This window comes from Nocardia sp. NPDC127579 (assembly GCF_042672005.1).
In the GTDB taxonomy this organism is placed as follows: Bacteria; Actinomycetota; Actinomycetes; order Mycobacteriales; family Mycobacteriaceae; genus Nocardia.
In genome coordinates, this window is sequence record NZ_JBHXVZ010000007.1 from 404,764 (window position 1) to 419,468 (window position 14,705).

General features: G+C 69.1%; 14 protein-coding genes. 8 read left to right on the plus strand and 6 right to left on the minus strand.

The features are described from left to right. Positions 1-2 precede the first annotated feature (2 nt). A complete protein-coding gene (locus tag ACFVMC_RS24765) occupies positions 3-680 on the minus strand; it encodes an NUDIX domain-containing protein (RefSeq protein WP_379213930.1) in 678 nt (225 codons plus the stop codon). A 136-nt stretch (positions 681-816) separates the two neighbouring features. Here ACFVMC_RS24765 and ACFVMC_RS24770 point away from each other — a divergent pair, with 136 nt between their 5' ends. From ACFVMC_RS24770 to ACFVMC_RS24780, 3 genes are read left to right on the plus strand one after another with little or no spacing between them, the layout of a single operon-like run. Beyond that, positions 817-2,163 carry a hypothetical protein gene (locus tag ACFVMC_RS24770; RefSeq protein WP_379213932.1) on the plus strand — a complete coding sequence of 449 codons (1,347 nt, stop codon included), beginning with the start codon at positions 817-819 and terminating at the stop codon, positions 2,161-2,163. Next, complete coding sequence (locus tag ACFVMC_RS24775; protein ID WP_379213934.1) at positions 2,160-3,125, plus strand: glutamate ABC transporter substrate-binding protein; 966 nt, start codon at positions 2,160-2,162, stop codon at positions 3,123-3,125. The genes ACFVMC_RS24770 and ACFVMC_RS24775 overlap by 4 nt, the downstream gene beginning before the upstream one ends. Before the next feature lie 4 nt (positions 3,126-3,129). Beyond that, on the plus strand, positions 3,130-5,448 hold the full coding sequence (locus ACFVMC_RS24780; RefSeq protein ID WP_379213936.1) for a serine/threonine-protein kinase PknG: 2,319 nt from the start codon (positions 3,130-3,132) through the stop codon (positions 5,446-5,448). A gap of 277 nt (positions 5,449-5,725) precedes the next feature. Here the strand turns inward: ACFVMC_RS24780 and ACFVMC_RS24785 are convergent, their stop codons facing one another. Both ACFVMC_RS24785 and pta read right to left on the minus strand, forming a co-directional pair. After that, the gene (locus ACFVMC_RS24785) at positions 5,726-6,928 is read right to left on the minus strand and encodes an acetate kinase (RefSeq protein ID WP_379214092.1); all 1,203 of its coding nucleotides are present in this window, start codon (positions 6,926-6,928) and stop codon (positions 5,726-5,728) included. A 20-nt stretch (positions 6,929-6,948) separates the two neighbouring features. After that, positions 6,949-9,021, minus strand: a complete 2,073-nt coding sequence (gene pta / locus ACFVMC_RS24790) for a phosphate acetyltransferase (protein WP_379213938.1) — start codon at positions 9,019-9,021, stop codon at positions 6,949-6,951. Positions 9,022-9,115: 94 nt separating this feature from the next. On the opposite strand from pta, the gene ACFVMC_RS24795 reads away from it, so the two are divergent. The 3 genes from ACFVMC_RS24795 to ACFVMC_RS24805 are packed head-to-tail and all read left to right on the plus strand — an operon-like array spanning position 9,116 to position 10,754. After that, positions 9,116-9,622, plus strand: a complete 507-nt coding sequence (locus ACFVMC_RS24795) for a nitroreductase family deazaflavin-dependent oxidoreductase (protein WP_379213939.1) — start codon at positions 9,116-9,118, stop codon at positions 9,620-9,622. Positions 9,623-9,681: 59 nt separating this feature from the next. Further along, positions 9,682-10,317: a type 1 glutamine amidotransferase family protein gene (locus ACFVMC_RS24800; RefSeq protein ID WP_379213941.1), complete on the plus strand. Its 636-nt coding sequence runs from the start codon at positions 9,682-9,684 to the stop codon at positions 10,315-10,317. Further along, positions 10,314-10,754 (plus strand): MarR family winged helix-turn-helix transcriptional regulator, encoded by a 441-nt coding sequence (locus ACFVMC_RS24805; protein WP_379213943.1) that lies wholly within the window; start codon positions 10,314-10,316, stop codon positions 10,752-10,754. The genes ACFVMC_RS24800 and ACFVMC_RS24805 overlap by 4 nt, the downstream gene beginning before the upstream one ends. Here the strand turns inward: ACFVMC_RS24805 and ACFVMC_RS24810 are convergent. Continuing rightward, entirely contained in the window at positions 10,751-11,506 is a 756-nt protein-coding gene (locus ACFVMC_RS24810) for an HAD-IIA family hydrolase (RefSeq protein WP_379214094.1), read from the minus strand. The genes ACFVMC_RS24805 and ACFVMC_RS24810 overlap by 4 nt on opposite strands. Before the next feature lie 128 nt (positions 11,507-11,634). Between ACFVMC_RS24810 and fgd the strand changes: the two genes are divergently transcribed. Further along, positions 11,635-12,645 carry a glucose-6-phosphate dehydrogenase (coenzyme-F420) gene (gene fgd, locus ACFVMC_RS24815; RefSeq protein ID WP_379213945.1) on the plus strand — a complete coding sequence of 337 codons (1,011 nt, stop codon included), beginning with the start codon at positions 11,635-11,637 and terminating at the stop codon, positions 12,643-12,645. Between the two features lie 139 nt (positions 12,646-12,784). Then, complete coding sequence (locus tag ACFVMC_RS24820; RefSeq protein ID WP_379213947.1) at positions 12,785-13,033, plus strand: hypothetical protein; 249 nt, start codon at positions 12,785-12,787, stop codon at positions 13,031-13,033. Positions 13,034-13,038: 5 nt separating this feature from the next. Here the strand turns inward: ACFVMC_RS24820 and ACFVMC_RS24825 are convergent, their stop codons facing one another. Further along, complete coding sequence (locus tag ACFVMC_RS24825) at positions 13,039-14,253, minus strand: O-succinylhomoserine sulfhydrylase (protein ID WP_379213949.1); 1,215 nt, start codon at positions 14,251-14,253, stop codon at positions 13,039-13,041. A gap of 28 nt (positions 14,254-14,281) precedes the next feature. Continuing rightward, the gene (locus ACFVMC_RS24830) at positions 14,282-14,698 is read right to left on the minus strand and encodes a rhodanese-like domain-containing protein (protein ID WP_379213951.1); all 417 of its coding nucleotides are present in this window, start codon (positions 14,696-14,698) and stop codon (positions 14,282-14,284) included. Positions 14,699-14,705: the final 7 nt, after the last annotated feature.

The window sequence follows — 14,705 nt, forward strand, 5'->3', positions numbered from 1 at the left end:
CCTCAGGTGAGCAGCTGGCCCCGGGTCAGCGCGAGGACATCGAGCGCCGACTGCCCGGCATGCGAGTCGGCATCGGCTGCCTCGACGATCCGTGCGTGGGTACCGGGACCATCGGATTCGGTGTGCAGCCAATAGAAGCCCAGCTCGGCCAGGTCGACCGTGCGCGGCAGCGCGGCGGCCACCTGGCCGGCGTCCTCGAGATCGTCGAGCAGCAGGCGGGCGGGCGCGGCCCGAAGCACCGGCCACGACAGCGCGAAACCCGGGTGCAGCGGACGTGCATCCACCTCGGCCTCGGGGACCCAGGCCAGGGCGGTGCTCTCCCGGTTCCGGCTGGTCGGCAGCGTCATGACGGCATCGGCGACCACCGTGGTGTAGGTCCAGCCGCTGGCAGCCGATGCGGTCACGCGTTCACTGCGAACTCGCACGTCCGCCGGATCGATCCCGGCCTCCTCCCAGGCTTCGCGGACCGCGGCGTGCACCGGGGTCTCGTGGCTGTCGCGTGCGCCGCCGGGCAACGCCCAGGTCCCACCCTGATGGCTCCACGGCGCGCGATGCTGCAACAGGACCGCCGCGCCGCCGCCCGGCAGCGGGGCACGCAACAGCAACCCGGCAGCGCCGAAACGACCCCAGTGCCGCACCCCGTTCGGGTCCTTGGCCCACCCGTCTCCGTCACCACGCATCGCCAACCATCCTTGTGCCACCGCCGGTGACCTGCGCCGCCCACTGGTTTTCAGGGGTGTCTCACATCAACGGCACCGGTAAGCCCACAATAAACTGCGACGCAGGCGCACTCGAGGCGCGGACCCGGAGGTGAATATGGCTCGGACCGAGCAGTTGTCCGTGCGCGGGCAACTTCGCGGCGTCCCCGTGGCCAAGGTCCGCGAGCAGCTGGCCCCGGCCAATCTGCGCTCCTTCGCCCGCTCCTCCCCCGGTCGGCTGATCGCCTTCGGCCTGCTACTGATCGCGCTGTGCCTGTCGGCCGGCTGGGTCACCGCCGGCGCCGTCAGCGACCGCCAGCACGCCCTGGACGTGCTGCTCGACGACACCGAACCCGACGCCGACTCCGCCCACCGGCTCTACACCTCGCTCTCGATCGCCGACGCCGCCGCGGCCACCGCGTTCATCTCCGGCGGCCTGGAACCCGAGCCGGTGCGCAACCGCTACGCGCAGGCCGTGCACGCGGCCGCGGCGGAGCTGGTCATCCAGTCCGGTCAGGCCGCGGGGCCCGCCGCCGACGGTTCGGCCGACACCCGGCTGCGCACCGGGATCGCGACCGGGCTGCCGGTCTACACCGGGCTGATCGAGACCGCGCGCACCAACAATCGCATCGGTTATCCGGTCGGCGCGGCCTACCTCAGCGAGGCCTCCCATCAGATGCAAACCCGGCTGCTGCCGATGGCCGCAGATCTACAGAGCCATCGATCCGACGCGGTCGACGCCGCGCAGAGCCGCCACGTGCGGCCACCGTGGCTCGCCATCGCGCTGCTGATCCTCACGCTGGGCATACTCGGCTGGGTGCAGCGGGTGCTGGCGCGGCACTGGCGGCGCACCTTCAACGCCGGGCTCCTGCTGGCCACCGGTTCGGTCGCGTTGCTGCTGGCCTGGACGGTGATCGCCGGATCGATCTCCGCCGCCGCCGTCATCCAGGGCCGCGACGAAGGTGACGCCCCCGCCTCCCGGCTCACCGAAACCCGCATCCTGGCCCAGCAGGCCCGCTCCGCCGAAACCCTGAAACTGGTCAACCGGGACGCCACCGGCGACTACGACCGGACCTACAACACCGGTATTGCCCGGATGAACGACCTGCTCGCCGGCTACCCGGGCGACGCGCCGGCCGCCGACCACGTCGCCGAGGCCCGAGCGGCCCTCGGTCGCTGGCAGGTGGCGCATCAGCGGATGAACGAAACCCTGGACCGCGGCGACTTCACCGGGGCCGCCGTGGTGGCCACCGGCGCGGGCGCCGCCGATGTCGCCGCGCAGGTCGACGCCCTGGACCGCGCCTTGGAGCAGGGTCTGACCGAAACCCGGAGCACGTTGCGCGGCAACATCTCCCAGGCCGCGCGGGTGCTCGACTTCCTGGCGCCGGGCGCGCTGGCACTCGGCATCGCGGCGGCGGTGTACGTCGGCCTCGGCATCTGGCCCCGACTACGGGAGTACCGATGAGAATCCGACCGGCTCTACTCGCCCTGCTCGCAGCCACCGCGCTGCTCGGCGGTTGCGTCAGCGACTCCGGCTCCGAGCCGCCCGATCGGCCCAGCAGCCAGGCCGAACTACCGCTGCCCGCCAAAGCCGCACCCGTGCACACCGATACTCCGGTCGCTCCCGAACCCGGCCAGAAATGCGGCGACCCCACCGCCAGCCTGCGCCCCGACGGCGCCCGCGGCGACACCCTGGACGCGATCCGCTCCCGCGGCCGCCTGATCGTCGGCCTGGACACCGGCAGCAATCTGTTCAGCTTCCGCGACCCGATCAGCGGCACCATTGTCGGCTTCGACGCCGATATCGCCCGCGAGGTCGCCAAGGACCTGCTCGGCAGCGCCGAGCACATCGAATTCCGCAGCCTCAGCTCCGCCGACCGCGAGCGAGCGCTCCAGGACCACACCGTCGACCTGGTGGTCAAGACCATGACGATCACCTGCGAACGCCGCCAGAAGGTCGATTTCTCCACCGTGTATCTGCGCGCCAATCAGCGGGTGCTGACCATGAAGACCTCCGGTATCACCGGGCTGGCCGATCTCGCGGGCAAGCGCGTGTGCGTGGTCAGTGGCACCACCTCGCTGGACCGGATCCGTCGCGAACAGCCCGCGGCCACCATCCTGGCGGTGCCGACCTGGGCGGACTGCCTGGTGGTGTTGCAGCAGCGTCAGGTGGACGCGGTCAGCACCGACGACTCCATCCTGGCCGGGCTGGCCGCCCAGGACCCCTACACCGAGGTGGTCGGCGGCAGCATCAGCGTCGAGCCGTACGGGATCGGAATACCCAAGGGCGACGAAGATCTGGTGCGTTTCGTCAACGGCACGCTGGACCGCATCCGCGGTGATGGCACCTGGGAGCGGCTGTACGGGCAGTGGCTGTCCGGGCTCGGCGCGTCGCCCGGCCCTCCGGCCCCGACCTACCAGGACTGAGCCGATGAGCGACGACCGGTCCGACGACGAACGCACCCAGCCGATCTATGGCCCTTTGGGTTCGGATGCCACGCAGGCGATATCGCGCCCACCGGCCGAACCGGAACCGGCCGAACCCGAATTGCCCGGCACCATGGCCGCCCCGCCGGACAGCAGACCGGATTCCGGTGCGGCGCATCGCACATCGGGACGCAGCGTGCGCACGGCGCGCTCGCGCCCGTCGGTGCGCCGGCTCGGGGCGGGCCTGGTGCCCATTCCGGACGTACCGCCCGCCGACCCGCTCGCGGCCGTACTGGCCGATCCCGTGGTCGCCGAGGCGAAGCGGTTCTGCTGGCGGTGCGGCAACCCGGTCGGCCGGGCCACCGGCGCCCGACCGGCCGGCACCACCGGCGTCTGCGGCACCTGCGAGGCGCCCTACGATTTCCGCCCGTCGCTGCATCCGGGCGATATGGTCTCCGGGCAGTACGAGATCCAGGGCTGTCTCGCACACGGCGGCCTCGGCTGGATCTATCTGGCCATCGACCGCAATGTCAGTGACCGATGGGTGGTGCTCAAGGGCCTGCTGCACGCGGGCGACGCGGAGGCTCAGGCGGTGGCCGTGGCCGAGCGGCAGTTCCTGGCCGAGGTGGCCCATCCCAGCATCGTCAAGATCCACAACTTCGTCGAGCATCCGGGCCCGGACGGGGAGTCCATCGGCTACATCGTGATGGAGTACGTCGGCGGGCGCTCGCTGCGCACCATTCTGGACTCCTACGAGCGGCCCGCGCGCATGCCCGTGGCCGAGGCGATCGCCTATGTGCTCGAGGTATTGCCCGCGTTGGAGTACCTGCATTCGATCGGGCTCACCTACAACGATCTCAAACCGGACAACATCATGGTCACCGAGGATCAGGTGAAACTGATCGACCTCGGCGCGGTGGCGACCATCGAGGCGTACGGAAACCTGTACGGCACCCGCGGATTCCAGGCCCCCGAGATCGCCAAGACCGGTCCCACTGTCGCGTCCGATATCTATACGGTCGGCCGCACCCTGGCCGTGCTCACCCTGAATATGCCGATGGAGCACGGCCGCTACGCCGACGGCATCCCGGATCCCGCCGACCAGCCCGTGCTGGCCCGCTACGAGTTCTTCCACCGGCTGCTGCTGTGCGCCACCGATCCCGACCCGGCGCACCGGTTTCCGTCCGCGCGCGCGATGTACGCGCAGTTGGCCGGGGTGCTGCGGGAGATCCTGGCGCTGGACACGGGGGTGGAACATCCACAGTTGTCCACAGTGTTCAGTCCACAGCGGGCCAGCTTCGGCACCGAGGAGCTACTCAGCCAGACCGACGCCTACGCCGACGGTGTCGGCCGCAGCCCGCTGCTGCCCGCCCGCGATGTCGCCGCGGCGCTGCCGATCCCGGTGATCGATCCCGCCGATCCGGCCGCGCCGCTGTTGGCCGTGGCCATGCAGCCCGACCCGCACCAGGCGCTGGAGGCGCTGCGTGAGGCGCGCGACCGCGCGGCCACCGACTCCGGCGCCGTCCCGGCGAGCCTGGATGCCGAGCTGGCGCTGTCCGAAGCCCGGGCCCGGCTCGATCTCGGCGACGCGGCGGCCGCCCGGCACCTGCTCGAGCAGCTGGCCGCCGACGAATGGCGCACCGACTGGTATCTCGGCCGCGCCGAGCTGATGGCGCAGAACTTCGAGCAGGCGTTCGGCCATTTCGATGCGGTACTGCGTCGGCTGCCGGGTGAGATCGCGCCCAAGCTGGCGCTGGCCGCGACCGCGGAACTGGTACTGCACCATTGGGATTCGCAGGAGCCCGAGCAGTGGCGGGCCTACGCCGAGCGCATGTACGCCACGGTGTGGCGCACCGACCGCGCGGTGGTGAGCGCGGCGTTCGGTCTGGCGCGCCAGCTGGCGACGGCCGGCCGGGTCGAGGAGGCGGTGCGGGCCCTGGACGAGGTCGCGGCCACCTCGCGCAGCTACACCACCGCCCGGATGACCGCGGTGCTGCTGCTGCTCACGGCCGCGCCGGTAGCCGAACTCGATGAGGCCACCCTGCACCTCGCGGCCACCCGGGTGCAGGCGCTGCCCGCGGGGGAACGCCGCGCTGTGCAATTGCGGATGCTGGTGGTCGGCAGCGCGCTGGCGTGGCTGCGGGCCGGGAACCGGCCGCGGTCCTCCGAGGCCACGCTGTTCGGCGCACCGTTCACCGAGCGGGAGCTGCGCGAAGGCACCGAGGCGGGGCTGCGCACGCTGGCCCGCTCCGCGCCCGGGCGCGGACACCGCTACGCGCTGATCGATCTGGCCAATACGATTCGCGCCAAATCCTGGTTCTGACACGGCTTCCGGGAAAGCCAAAGCCCGGCCGGGGAAGGCTCCGGCCGGGCTCGGATCAGGCCGTCCACGGTCGGTACCGCAGGGTCTGGACCACACGCCGCCGCTTCCGGGGGCAGCCGGGGCGGCGGATCGGTGCGCGGCGAGGGAGGCGGCGAACCGAGGCGGTCGATGTGGTCCGGATCCGGAAGTACCGGGCGAACCTGATCCGACACACATACTGCCGGGTGAAGCATGAGGATTCCGTGAGGTTTCCTTGGAATCTCCTGGGAACCCGTGGTCAGGACAGCAGCTGATCGGCCGCGCGGGCGATCGCCAGTTCCTCGTTGGTCGGGACCACCAGCACCGCCACCTCGGCATCGTCCGGCGAAATACGCCGGGCCGCACGGTCTTTCGCATTGTTGCGGACGGGATCGATCCGAATGCCGAAACGCTCGAGCCCGGCCAGCGCGTCCGCGCGCACCTTGGGGCTGTTCTCCCCCACCCCCGCGGTGAAGGTGATGGCGTCTACGCGTCCAAGCTCCACCAGGTACGCGCCCAGGTAGCGGCGCAGCCGATGGATGTAGACGTCGTAGGCGAGCTGGGCCCCGGCGTCACCGGCGTCGATCAATCGCTGCAATTCCCGGAAGTCGTTGACGCCCGACAGGCCCTTGATACCGGAATTACGGTTCAACAGCCGGTCCACACCGTCGACGTCGAGCCCCGCCGAGCGCATCAGGTGCAGCAGGATGCCCGGGTCGATATCGCCGCCGCGGGTGCCCATGACCAGACCCTCCAGCGGAGTCAGCCCCATGGTGGTGTCGATCGGTCGACCGCCGCGCACCGCCGACGCGGACGCGCCGTTGCCCAGGTGGAACACGATCTGGTCGACCTCGCCCGGATCCCGCTCGAGCAGCGCCGCCACCTGACCGGACACGTATTCGTGCGAGGTGCCGTGGAAGCCGTAACGCCGAATGCCGTGCGCCGCGGCGACTTCCGCGTCGATCGCGTAGGTCTTGGCGGCGGCGGGCAGGCCGTGGAAGAACGCGGTATCGAAGACGGCGACCTGCGGCACGCCGGGTAGGAGTTCGCGGGCGCTCTCGATACCGGTGATGTTGGCCGGATTGTGCAGCGGCGCCAGCACCGACAGTTCGGTCAGGGCGGTGAGCACCTCGTCGGTGACCACGGTCGGCCGGTAGAAGACCTCACCGCCGTGCACCACCCGATGCCCCACCGCGCGCAGGCCGATCCCGGCCAGGTCGTAGCCGGTGTCGGCGAACATCTCGAAGACCAGCTGCAATCCGGCCTTGTGATCGGCGATCGGCCCTTCGTGCTCGACCACCCGGTCACCGGTCTGGTGCTCGATGGCGCCGTTCTCCTCGCCGATCCGCTCGACCAGGCCCGAGGCGGCCACCGCTCCCGAATCCGGGTCCAGGAGCTGGTATTTGATCGAGGACGACCCCGAGTTGAGCACCAGCACGAGTTCGTTGGTCCGCCCGGACACGTCGCCTCCCGAATCGGTTGTCACTGGCCCTGCACCTGAATCGCGGTGATGGCCACGGTATTGACGATGTCGGCGACCAGGGCGCCGCGCGACAGGTCGTTGACCGGTTTACGCAGACCTTGCAGCACCGGCCCGATCGCGATGGCGCCCGCGCTGCGCTGCACCGCCTTGTAGGTGTTGTTCCCGGTATTGAGATCGGGGAACACGAAGACCGTGGCACGCCCGGCCACCTCGGAATCGGGCAGTTTGGTGTCGGCGACGGTCGGCTCGATCGCGGCGTCGTACTGAATCGGGCCCTCCACCAGCAGTTCCGGTGCGCGGTCGCGCACCAGCTTGGTCGCCACCCGCACTTTGTCGACATCGGCGCCGCTGCCGGATTCGCCGGTGGAGTACGACAGCATGGCGACCCGCGGATCGATGCCGAACTGGGCGGCGGTGCGCGCCGAGGAGACCGCGATATCGGCCAGCTGCTCCGAACTCGGGTCCGGGACCACCGCGCAGTCGCCGTAGGCGAGCACCCGGTCGGACAGGCACATCAGGAACACGCTCGACACCGTGGACACGCCGGGCACCGTCTTGATGATCTCGAAGGAGGGGCGGATGGTGTGCGCCGTGGTGTGCGCGGCGCCGGAGACCATGCCGTCGGCGATGCCCTTGTAGACCATCATGGTGCCGAAATAGGAGATGTCGGTCATGGTTTCGCGGGCGCGCTCGATGGTCATGCCCTTGTGCTCGCGCAACACCGTGTACTCGGCCGCGAATTCCTCCAGGTAGCCGGAGGTGCGCGGATCGAGTACCTGCGCGTCGCCGATATCGACGCCGAGTTCGGCGGCGCGGGCGCGGATAGCGGCCTCGTCGCCGAGGATGACCAGGTCGGCGATCTTGCGCTGGAGGACACGGCCGGCGGCGCGCAGGATGCGGTCGTCGGTGCCCTCGGGCAGCACGATGCGCTTGCGATCGGCGCGGGCGCGTTCGATCAGCTGGTATTCGAACATCTGCGGCGTCACCACCGCGGTGCGCTGAACCTGGATGCGCTGCAACAGTTCCGCGGCGTTCACATGGTCTTCCATCAGCGCCAGCGCGGTGTCGACCTTGCGTGGGTTGCCCGCCGACATGCGGCCGCGGGTGTGGTGCACGGCGTTGGCCGTGTCGTAGGTGCCGAGCTCGGTGGCCAGGATCGGCAGCCGCGGCTTGAGACCCGCCATCAGCCGTGCCACCGCCGGATGCGGGCGCATGCCGCCGTTCATGATGATGCCCGCCAGCGACGGGAAGCCCTCGGCCTCATGGGCATTGACCAAGCCGAGCAGGACGTCGGACCGGTCGCCCGGCGCGATCACCACGACGCCGTCGGAGAGCCGCTCCAGAATGTGCTCGGCCGTCATGCCGCCGACCATGACCGAGAGCGCCTCGCGCTGTAGCAGTTCCGGGTCGCCGCTGTACATTTCGCCGTCGATCGCGCCGCAGAGTTCGGCCATGGTGGGCGCGATGAGCAGCGGCACCTCCGGCAGCGTCCAGGACGGCACCGCGAAACCGCCCAGCTCCGTGGCGATCTCGGTGAGCCGGCCGGGGTCGCAGCGGTTCGCCACGATCGCGGCGAGCTGTGCGTGCTCGGTGGCGAGCTCGCTGGCACACAGCTCGGCCAGCTGGCGCACCTCCTCCGGGCTGCGCTCGGAGCCGCGGACCACCAGCAGCACCGGCGCGCCCAGGTTCACCGCGATCCGCGCGTTGAACCGGAGTTCGCTGGGGCTGGCCACATCCGTGTAATCGGTGCCGACCACGACCACGGCATCGCACACCTTGGCGACATCGTGGAAGCGCATGACGATCTCACTGATCGCGGCGTCCGGGTCGGCGTGCACCTGCTCGTAGGTGACGCCGACGGCCTGCTCGTAGTCGATGTCGGCGGTGCTGTGCTCGAGCAGCAGCTCGAGGATGTAATCGGGTTCGGTGGTGGAGCGGGTGATCGGCCGGAACACTCCGACGCGGGCGGTGGTGGCGCACAGCATCTGCAGCACGCCCAGCGCCACCGTGGACTTACCGGTGTCGCCCTCGGGTGAGGCGATGTAGACGGTGGACGGCACGGTTTCGACCATGAGCTGAAGCTTAGTGAATTCGGGGCAATTGCAGCCGGTGGCGAGACGGTCATCACCGAAGGGGGTAATTCCCGCAGGTGGATATAGTCATCGAATGGTTGAGCAGTTCCCGGACCGGCAGTGGGGTTCGCGCACGAATGTCCTTTCCCGAGCCGCGAATCGGTTCGCCGCCACCAAACCGGGGTCCTGGTTCATCCGCACCATCACGCCGCTGGATCGCGCGGTGCTGGAACGCACCGACGCCAAGTACACCGTGCTCGGTCCGATCGGCGCGCCGGTCATCCTGCTCACCACCATCGGCCGCAAGTCCGGTCAGCCACGCACCCAACCGCTGCTCTACGTACACGACGGCGCGGTGCTCTACGTGATCGGCAGTAATTTCGGCCAGGCCAAGCATCCCGCCTGGACCGCCAACTTGCTGGCGACACCCACCGCGACCGTCGCCATCGCCGGCGAGCGCATTCCGGTCATCGCGACTCCGGTCCCCGATGCCGACTCCGAAGCCGTCTTCGCGCGCTTCGTCGAGGTCACCGGCGCCTATGCGGCCTACCGCGACCGCACCACCCGCGACCTGCGCATCTTCGCCCTGCGCCGCGCCTAGCGCGAGTTCCCGGCCCGCCACCATTGACAGCTTGCTGTCAAACATGACAGAATACTGTCATGTCCACGAAGATTGTTCACGCCGCCGTCTACGACACCCTCGCCGACTGGGAGGTCGGAGCCGCGACCGCGCACATCAACAACCCCGAGTGGCAGGTCGCGCCCGGCAGCTTCGAGGTGCGCACGGTCGGGCTCGGCACCGAACCGATCCGCACCAAGGGCGGAATGCGGATCGTGCCGGATCTGACGCTGGCCGAGCTCACGCCCGAGGAGAGCGCGATGCTCATCCTGCCGGGCGCCGACAGCTGGATGGGCGAGGACCTGGTGCCGTTCGCACGCAAAGCCCGGGAATTCGTCGCGGCCGGAGTACCGGTCGCGGCCATCTGTGGCGCCACCTTCGGACTCGCCCGCGAAGGTCTGCTCGACGACCGCGCGCACACCAGCAATGTCGCCGAATTCCTGCTCTACAGCGGCTATTCCGGTGCCGACCGCTACGTGGGGCAACCCGCCGTGACCGACGGCGGCGTGGTCACCGCCTCCGGCACCGCGCCGTTCGAATTCGCGCGCGAGGTACTCAGCGTGCTCGGCGTCTACGAACCGCACATCCTCGATGCCTGGTACCGGCTCTACGCGCACAGCGAGCCCGCGGCCTATTTCGAACTCGACGCCTACCAGCAGGCAAGATCGCAGGCATGACACCGGAGCAGGAACTCTTCAGCACCGCGGCGATCACGTCGTTCCGGCTCAACGGCCGATTCCTCGCCATCGCAGAAGAATTGGCCGCACCCGCCGGGTTGACCGCGGCCTGGTGGCAGGTGCTGGGCGCGGTGCTGCGCGAACCGCTGCCGGTCTCGGGCATCGCGCGGGCGATGGGCATCACCCGGCAGAGCGTGCAGCGCATCGCGGATCTGCTGGTGGACAGGGGACTTGCCGAATACCGCCCGAACCCGGCGCACAAGCGCGCGAAACTCGTCGACATCACCCCGGCGGGGCGGGCCGCCATCGAGAAGATCAACCCCCGGCACCAGGTATACGCGGACCGCTTGATCGAGCGTTTGGGTCACGCGGAATTCGAGCACATCGTCGCGGCGCTCACCCGCCTCGCTGCCGTCCTCGACGAGTTCGACACCTAGTCGAACGGCTTACCGGTGCGCCCGACCAGATCGGCCACCGACTCCACCACCGTCGTGGGCCGATACGGGTACTGCTCCACCGACTCCCGGGTGGAGATGCCGCTGGTGACCAGGATGGTGCGCAGCCCGGCCTCCAGGCCGGAGATCACGTCGGTGTCCATCCGGTCGCCGATCATCACCGTCGACTGCGAATGCGCACCGATCCGGCGCAGCGCCGACCGCATCATCAGCGGATTCGGCTTGCCGACGTAGTACGGCTCCCGCCCGGTCGCGCGGGTGATCAGCGCGGCCACCGACCCCGTCGCGGGCAGCAGCCCGTCCCGGGACGGACCGGTGGCGTCCGGGTTGGTGGCGATGAATCGAGCGCCCTTCTCCACCAGGCGAATCGCGGTGGTGATCGCCTCGAAGGAATAGGTGCGGGTCTCACCGAGCACCACGTAGTCGGGATCGCTGTCGGTCAGCACGTAGCCGATCTCGTGCAGCGCGGTGGTCAAGCCGGATTCGCCGACCACGTAGGCGGTGCCGTGCGGGCGCTGGTCGTCCAGGAAGGTGGCGGTGGCCAGGGCCGAGGTCCAGATCGCCTCCTCCGGGATATCCAGGCCGGTGTGGCGCAGCCGGGCCTGCAGATCGCGCGGGGTACGAATCGAATTGTTGGTGAGCACCAGGAACGGCGTGTTGTTGGCGCGCAGCTCGGCCAGGAACTCGTCGGCGCCGGGAATCAGCTGATCCTCGTGCACCAGCACGCCGTCCATATCGGTCAGATAGGACAGGATCGGCTCGTTGTCTGGAGTCACACGGCCAATTATCCGCTAACTCGCGCCGCCGTGTCTCGATGAGACCCTTCGCACACGAACCGACCAGCCTGACTATGGTCGGATGGATGGGTGATCTGAAGCTCGGATACAAGGCGTCGGCCGAACAGTTCGGTCCGCGTGAACTGGTGGAAATCGCGGTGCTCGCCGAGGAGCACGGGCTCGACAGCGCGACCGTCAGCGACCACTTCCAGCCGTGGCGGCACAAGGGCGGGCACGCCCCGTTCTCGCTGGCCTGGATGGCGGCGGTCGGCGAGCGCACCAAGCGCATCCAGCTCGGCACCTCGGTGCTCACCCCGACCTTCCGCTACAACCCGGCGGTGATCGCGCAGGCCTTCGCCACCATGGGCTGCCTGTACCCCGAGCGGATCATGCTCGGAGTGGGGACCGGCGAGGCGCTCAACGAGATCGCCACCGGCTACACCGGCGAATGGCCGGAATTCAAGGAGCGTTTCGCACGCCTGCGCGAGTCGGTCGAGCTGATGCGCGCGCTGTGGACCGGTGAGCGCACCGACTTCGACGGCCAGTACTACAAGGCGGTCGGCGCCTCCATCTACGACGTGCCCAAGGGCGGCATCCCGATCTACATCGCAGCGGGCGGTCCGCTGGTGGCCCGGTACGCGGGTCGCGCGGGCGACGGTTTCATCTGCACCTCCGGCAAGGGCATGGAGCTCTACACCGACAAGCTCATGCCAGCGGTCGCCGAGGGTGCGGCCAAGGCCGGCCGCACCCTCGCCGACATCGACCGGATGATCGAGATCAAGATCTCCTACGACACGGATCCCGAACTGGCGCTGGAGAATACGCGCTTCTGGGCTCCGCTGTCGCTGACGCCGGAGCAGAAGCACTCGATCACCGACCCGATCGAGATGGAGGCCGCCGCCGACGCGCTGCCGATCGAGCAGATCGCCAAGCGCTGGATCGTCGCCAGCGATCCGGATCAGGCCGTCGACCAGATCAAGCCCTACCTGGACGCGGGCCTGAACCACCTGGTCTTCCACGCCCCCGGCCACGATCAGCGCCGCTTCCTGGACCTGTTCCAGCGCGACCTGGCACCCCGCCTGCGCGCATTGGGCTAGGTCATCTGACCAGCAGTTGTCCACACCCCCCGACTTATCCACATTCGATGAATCGGGGGGTGTTTCCTTTTCCAGGACCGACAAGCATTTGGGCAGAACGCAACTGACCACGCTTGTACGATCAGGGGAGGATCTCGACATGGCCGATCTCGAAAACCGGGTAGCCAAGCTGGAGGTACGCATGGACATCGGAGGCGCACGCGACTCCGCGACCCTGACGGTGATCGGAGAAAAGCTGGCCGACCTGGACACCAAGCTCGGCCAGGTACAGGAGACCGTCACCAACCTGGCGATAAAGGTCGAAAACCTGGAAACCAAGGTCGACAACCTCGAAACCAAGATGGACGCTGGGTTCGACGAAATCCTGCGGCGGCTGCCGCAGGATTAGCCGGTTCAGCGCAGGGCGTGGTCCAGGTCGCCGAGCAGGTCCTCGATGTCCTCCAGGCCGATAGAGATGCGGACAACGCCGTCGGTGAGGCCGATCGTGGCGCGGCCCTCGGGGCCCATCGCCCGGTGGGTGGTGGTGGCCGGGTGCGTGATCAGGGTCTTCGCATCGCCCAGGTTGTTGGAGATGTCGATGATGCGTAGGCGGTTCAGCACCTCGAAGGCGCGCTTCTTCGCCTCGCCGTCGGCTGCGTTCAGCTCGAAGGTGACCACCGTGCCGCCCGCGCTCATCTGGCTCTTGGCCAGCTCGAACTGCGGATGCGATTCCAGGTACGGGTAGCGGACCCAGTTCACGGAGTCGTTGTCCTCCAAGAACTTCGCCACCCGCAGCGCCGAATCGGCGGATTGCCGCACGCGCAGCGGCATCGTCTCCAAGCCCTTGAGCAGGGTCCACGCGTTGAACGGGCTCAGCGCCGGACCGGTGTGGCGCATCAGGTTCTTCACCGGTCCGTCGATGTAGTCCTGCGCGCCCAGGATGGCGCCGCCGAGGACCCGGCCCTGTCCGTCGATGTGCTTGGTGCCCGAGTAGACCAGCACGTCGGCGCCCAGCTCGAAGCCGCGTTGCAGCAGCGGGGTGGCGAACACGTTGTCCAGCACCACTTTCGCGCCCGCCGCGTGCGCGAGCTCGGACACCCGGCGCACGTCGACCAGGGTCTGCATCGGGTTGGCCGGGGTCTCGAAGAACACCGCCTGGGTCGGCACCGACAGCGCCTGCTCCCACTGGTCCAGATCGTCGCCGTCGACGAAGACCGTCTCCACGCCCCAGCGCGGCAGGATCTCGTTGCACACCACGAAGCAGGAGCCGAACAGGCTGCGCGCCGCCACCAGCCGGTCACCGGCACCGAGCAGCGCGCCCAGTGCGGTGAACACCGCCGACATGCCGCTGGCCGTCGCGAAGCAGGCTTCGGCGCCGTCGAGCAGCCGCATCCGCTCCTCGAACATGGCCACCGTGGGGTTCCCGTATCGCGAATAGACGAAATGCTCGATCTCACCGGTGAACGACTGCTCGGCCGCCTCGGCGCTCTCGTAGACGAAGCCGGAGTTCAGGAACAGCGCCTCCGAGGTCTCCTCGAAACCGCTGCGCCGCAGGCCGCCTCGGACACCGAGCGTCGCCGGGCCGACACCTTCGGGCAGCGGCTTGTCGAACGCACCACCTGTGATCATGACTGCTGCTCCTTCGCCGAACTCGGGCTCACGACTGCTTCCACGGCAGGCCGCGGGCGCGCCAGCCGGAGCCGCCGCGGTGGCCGTCCGCGTCGAGCGGGCCTTCGAAGCCCTCGTCCACGTTGTAGGCCGGCGCGATGCCGAGCTGGGTGGCCACGGTCGCGGCATGCGCGGAGCGCTGGCCGGAGCGACACAGGAACACCACGGGGGCTTCCGGCGCGCGGCCGTCCAGTGCCTTGCCCAGCTGGTCGGCGAAGGCCTGGTTGCGCGTGCCGGTGCCGTCCACCCATTCGATGAGCACGGTGGGGCGCTCGATCGCGGTGGTGTCGGGTACGCCGACGAAACGCCATTCGGCTTCGGTGCGCACGTCGACCAGGACGGCTTCGGGGTGCTCGCGCAACAGGTCCCACGCCTGCTGCGGGGTGATGTCACCGGCGTAACTCATTGCGATC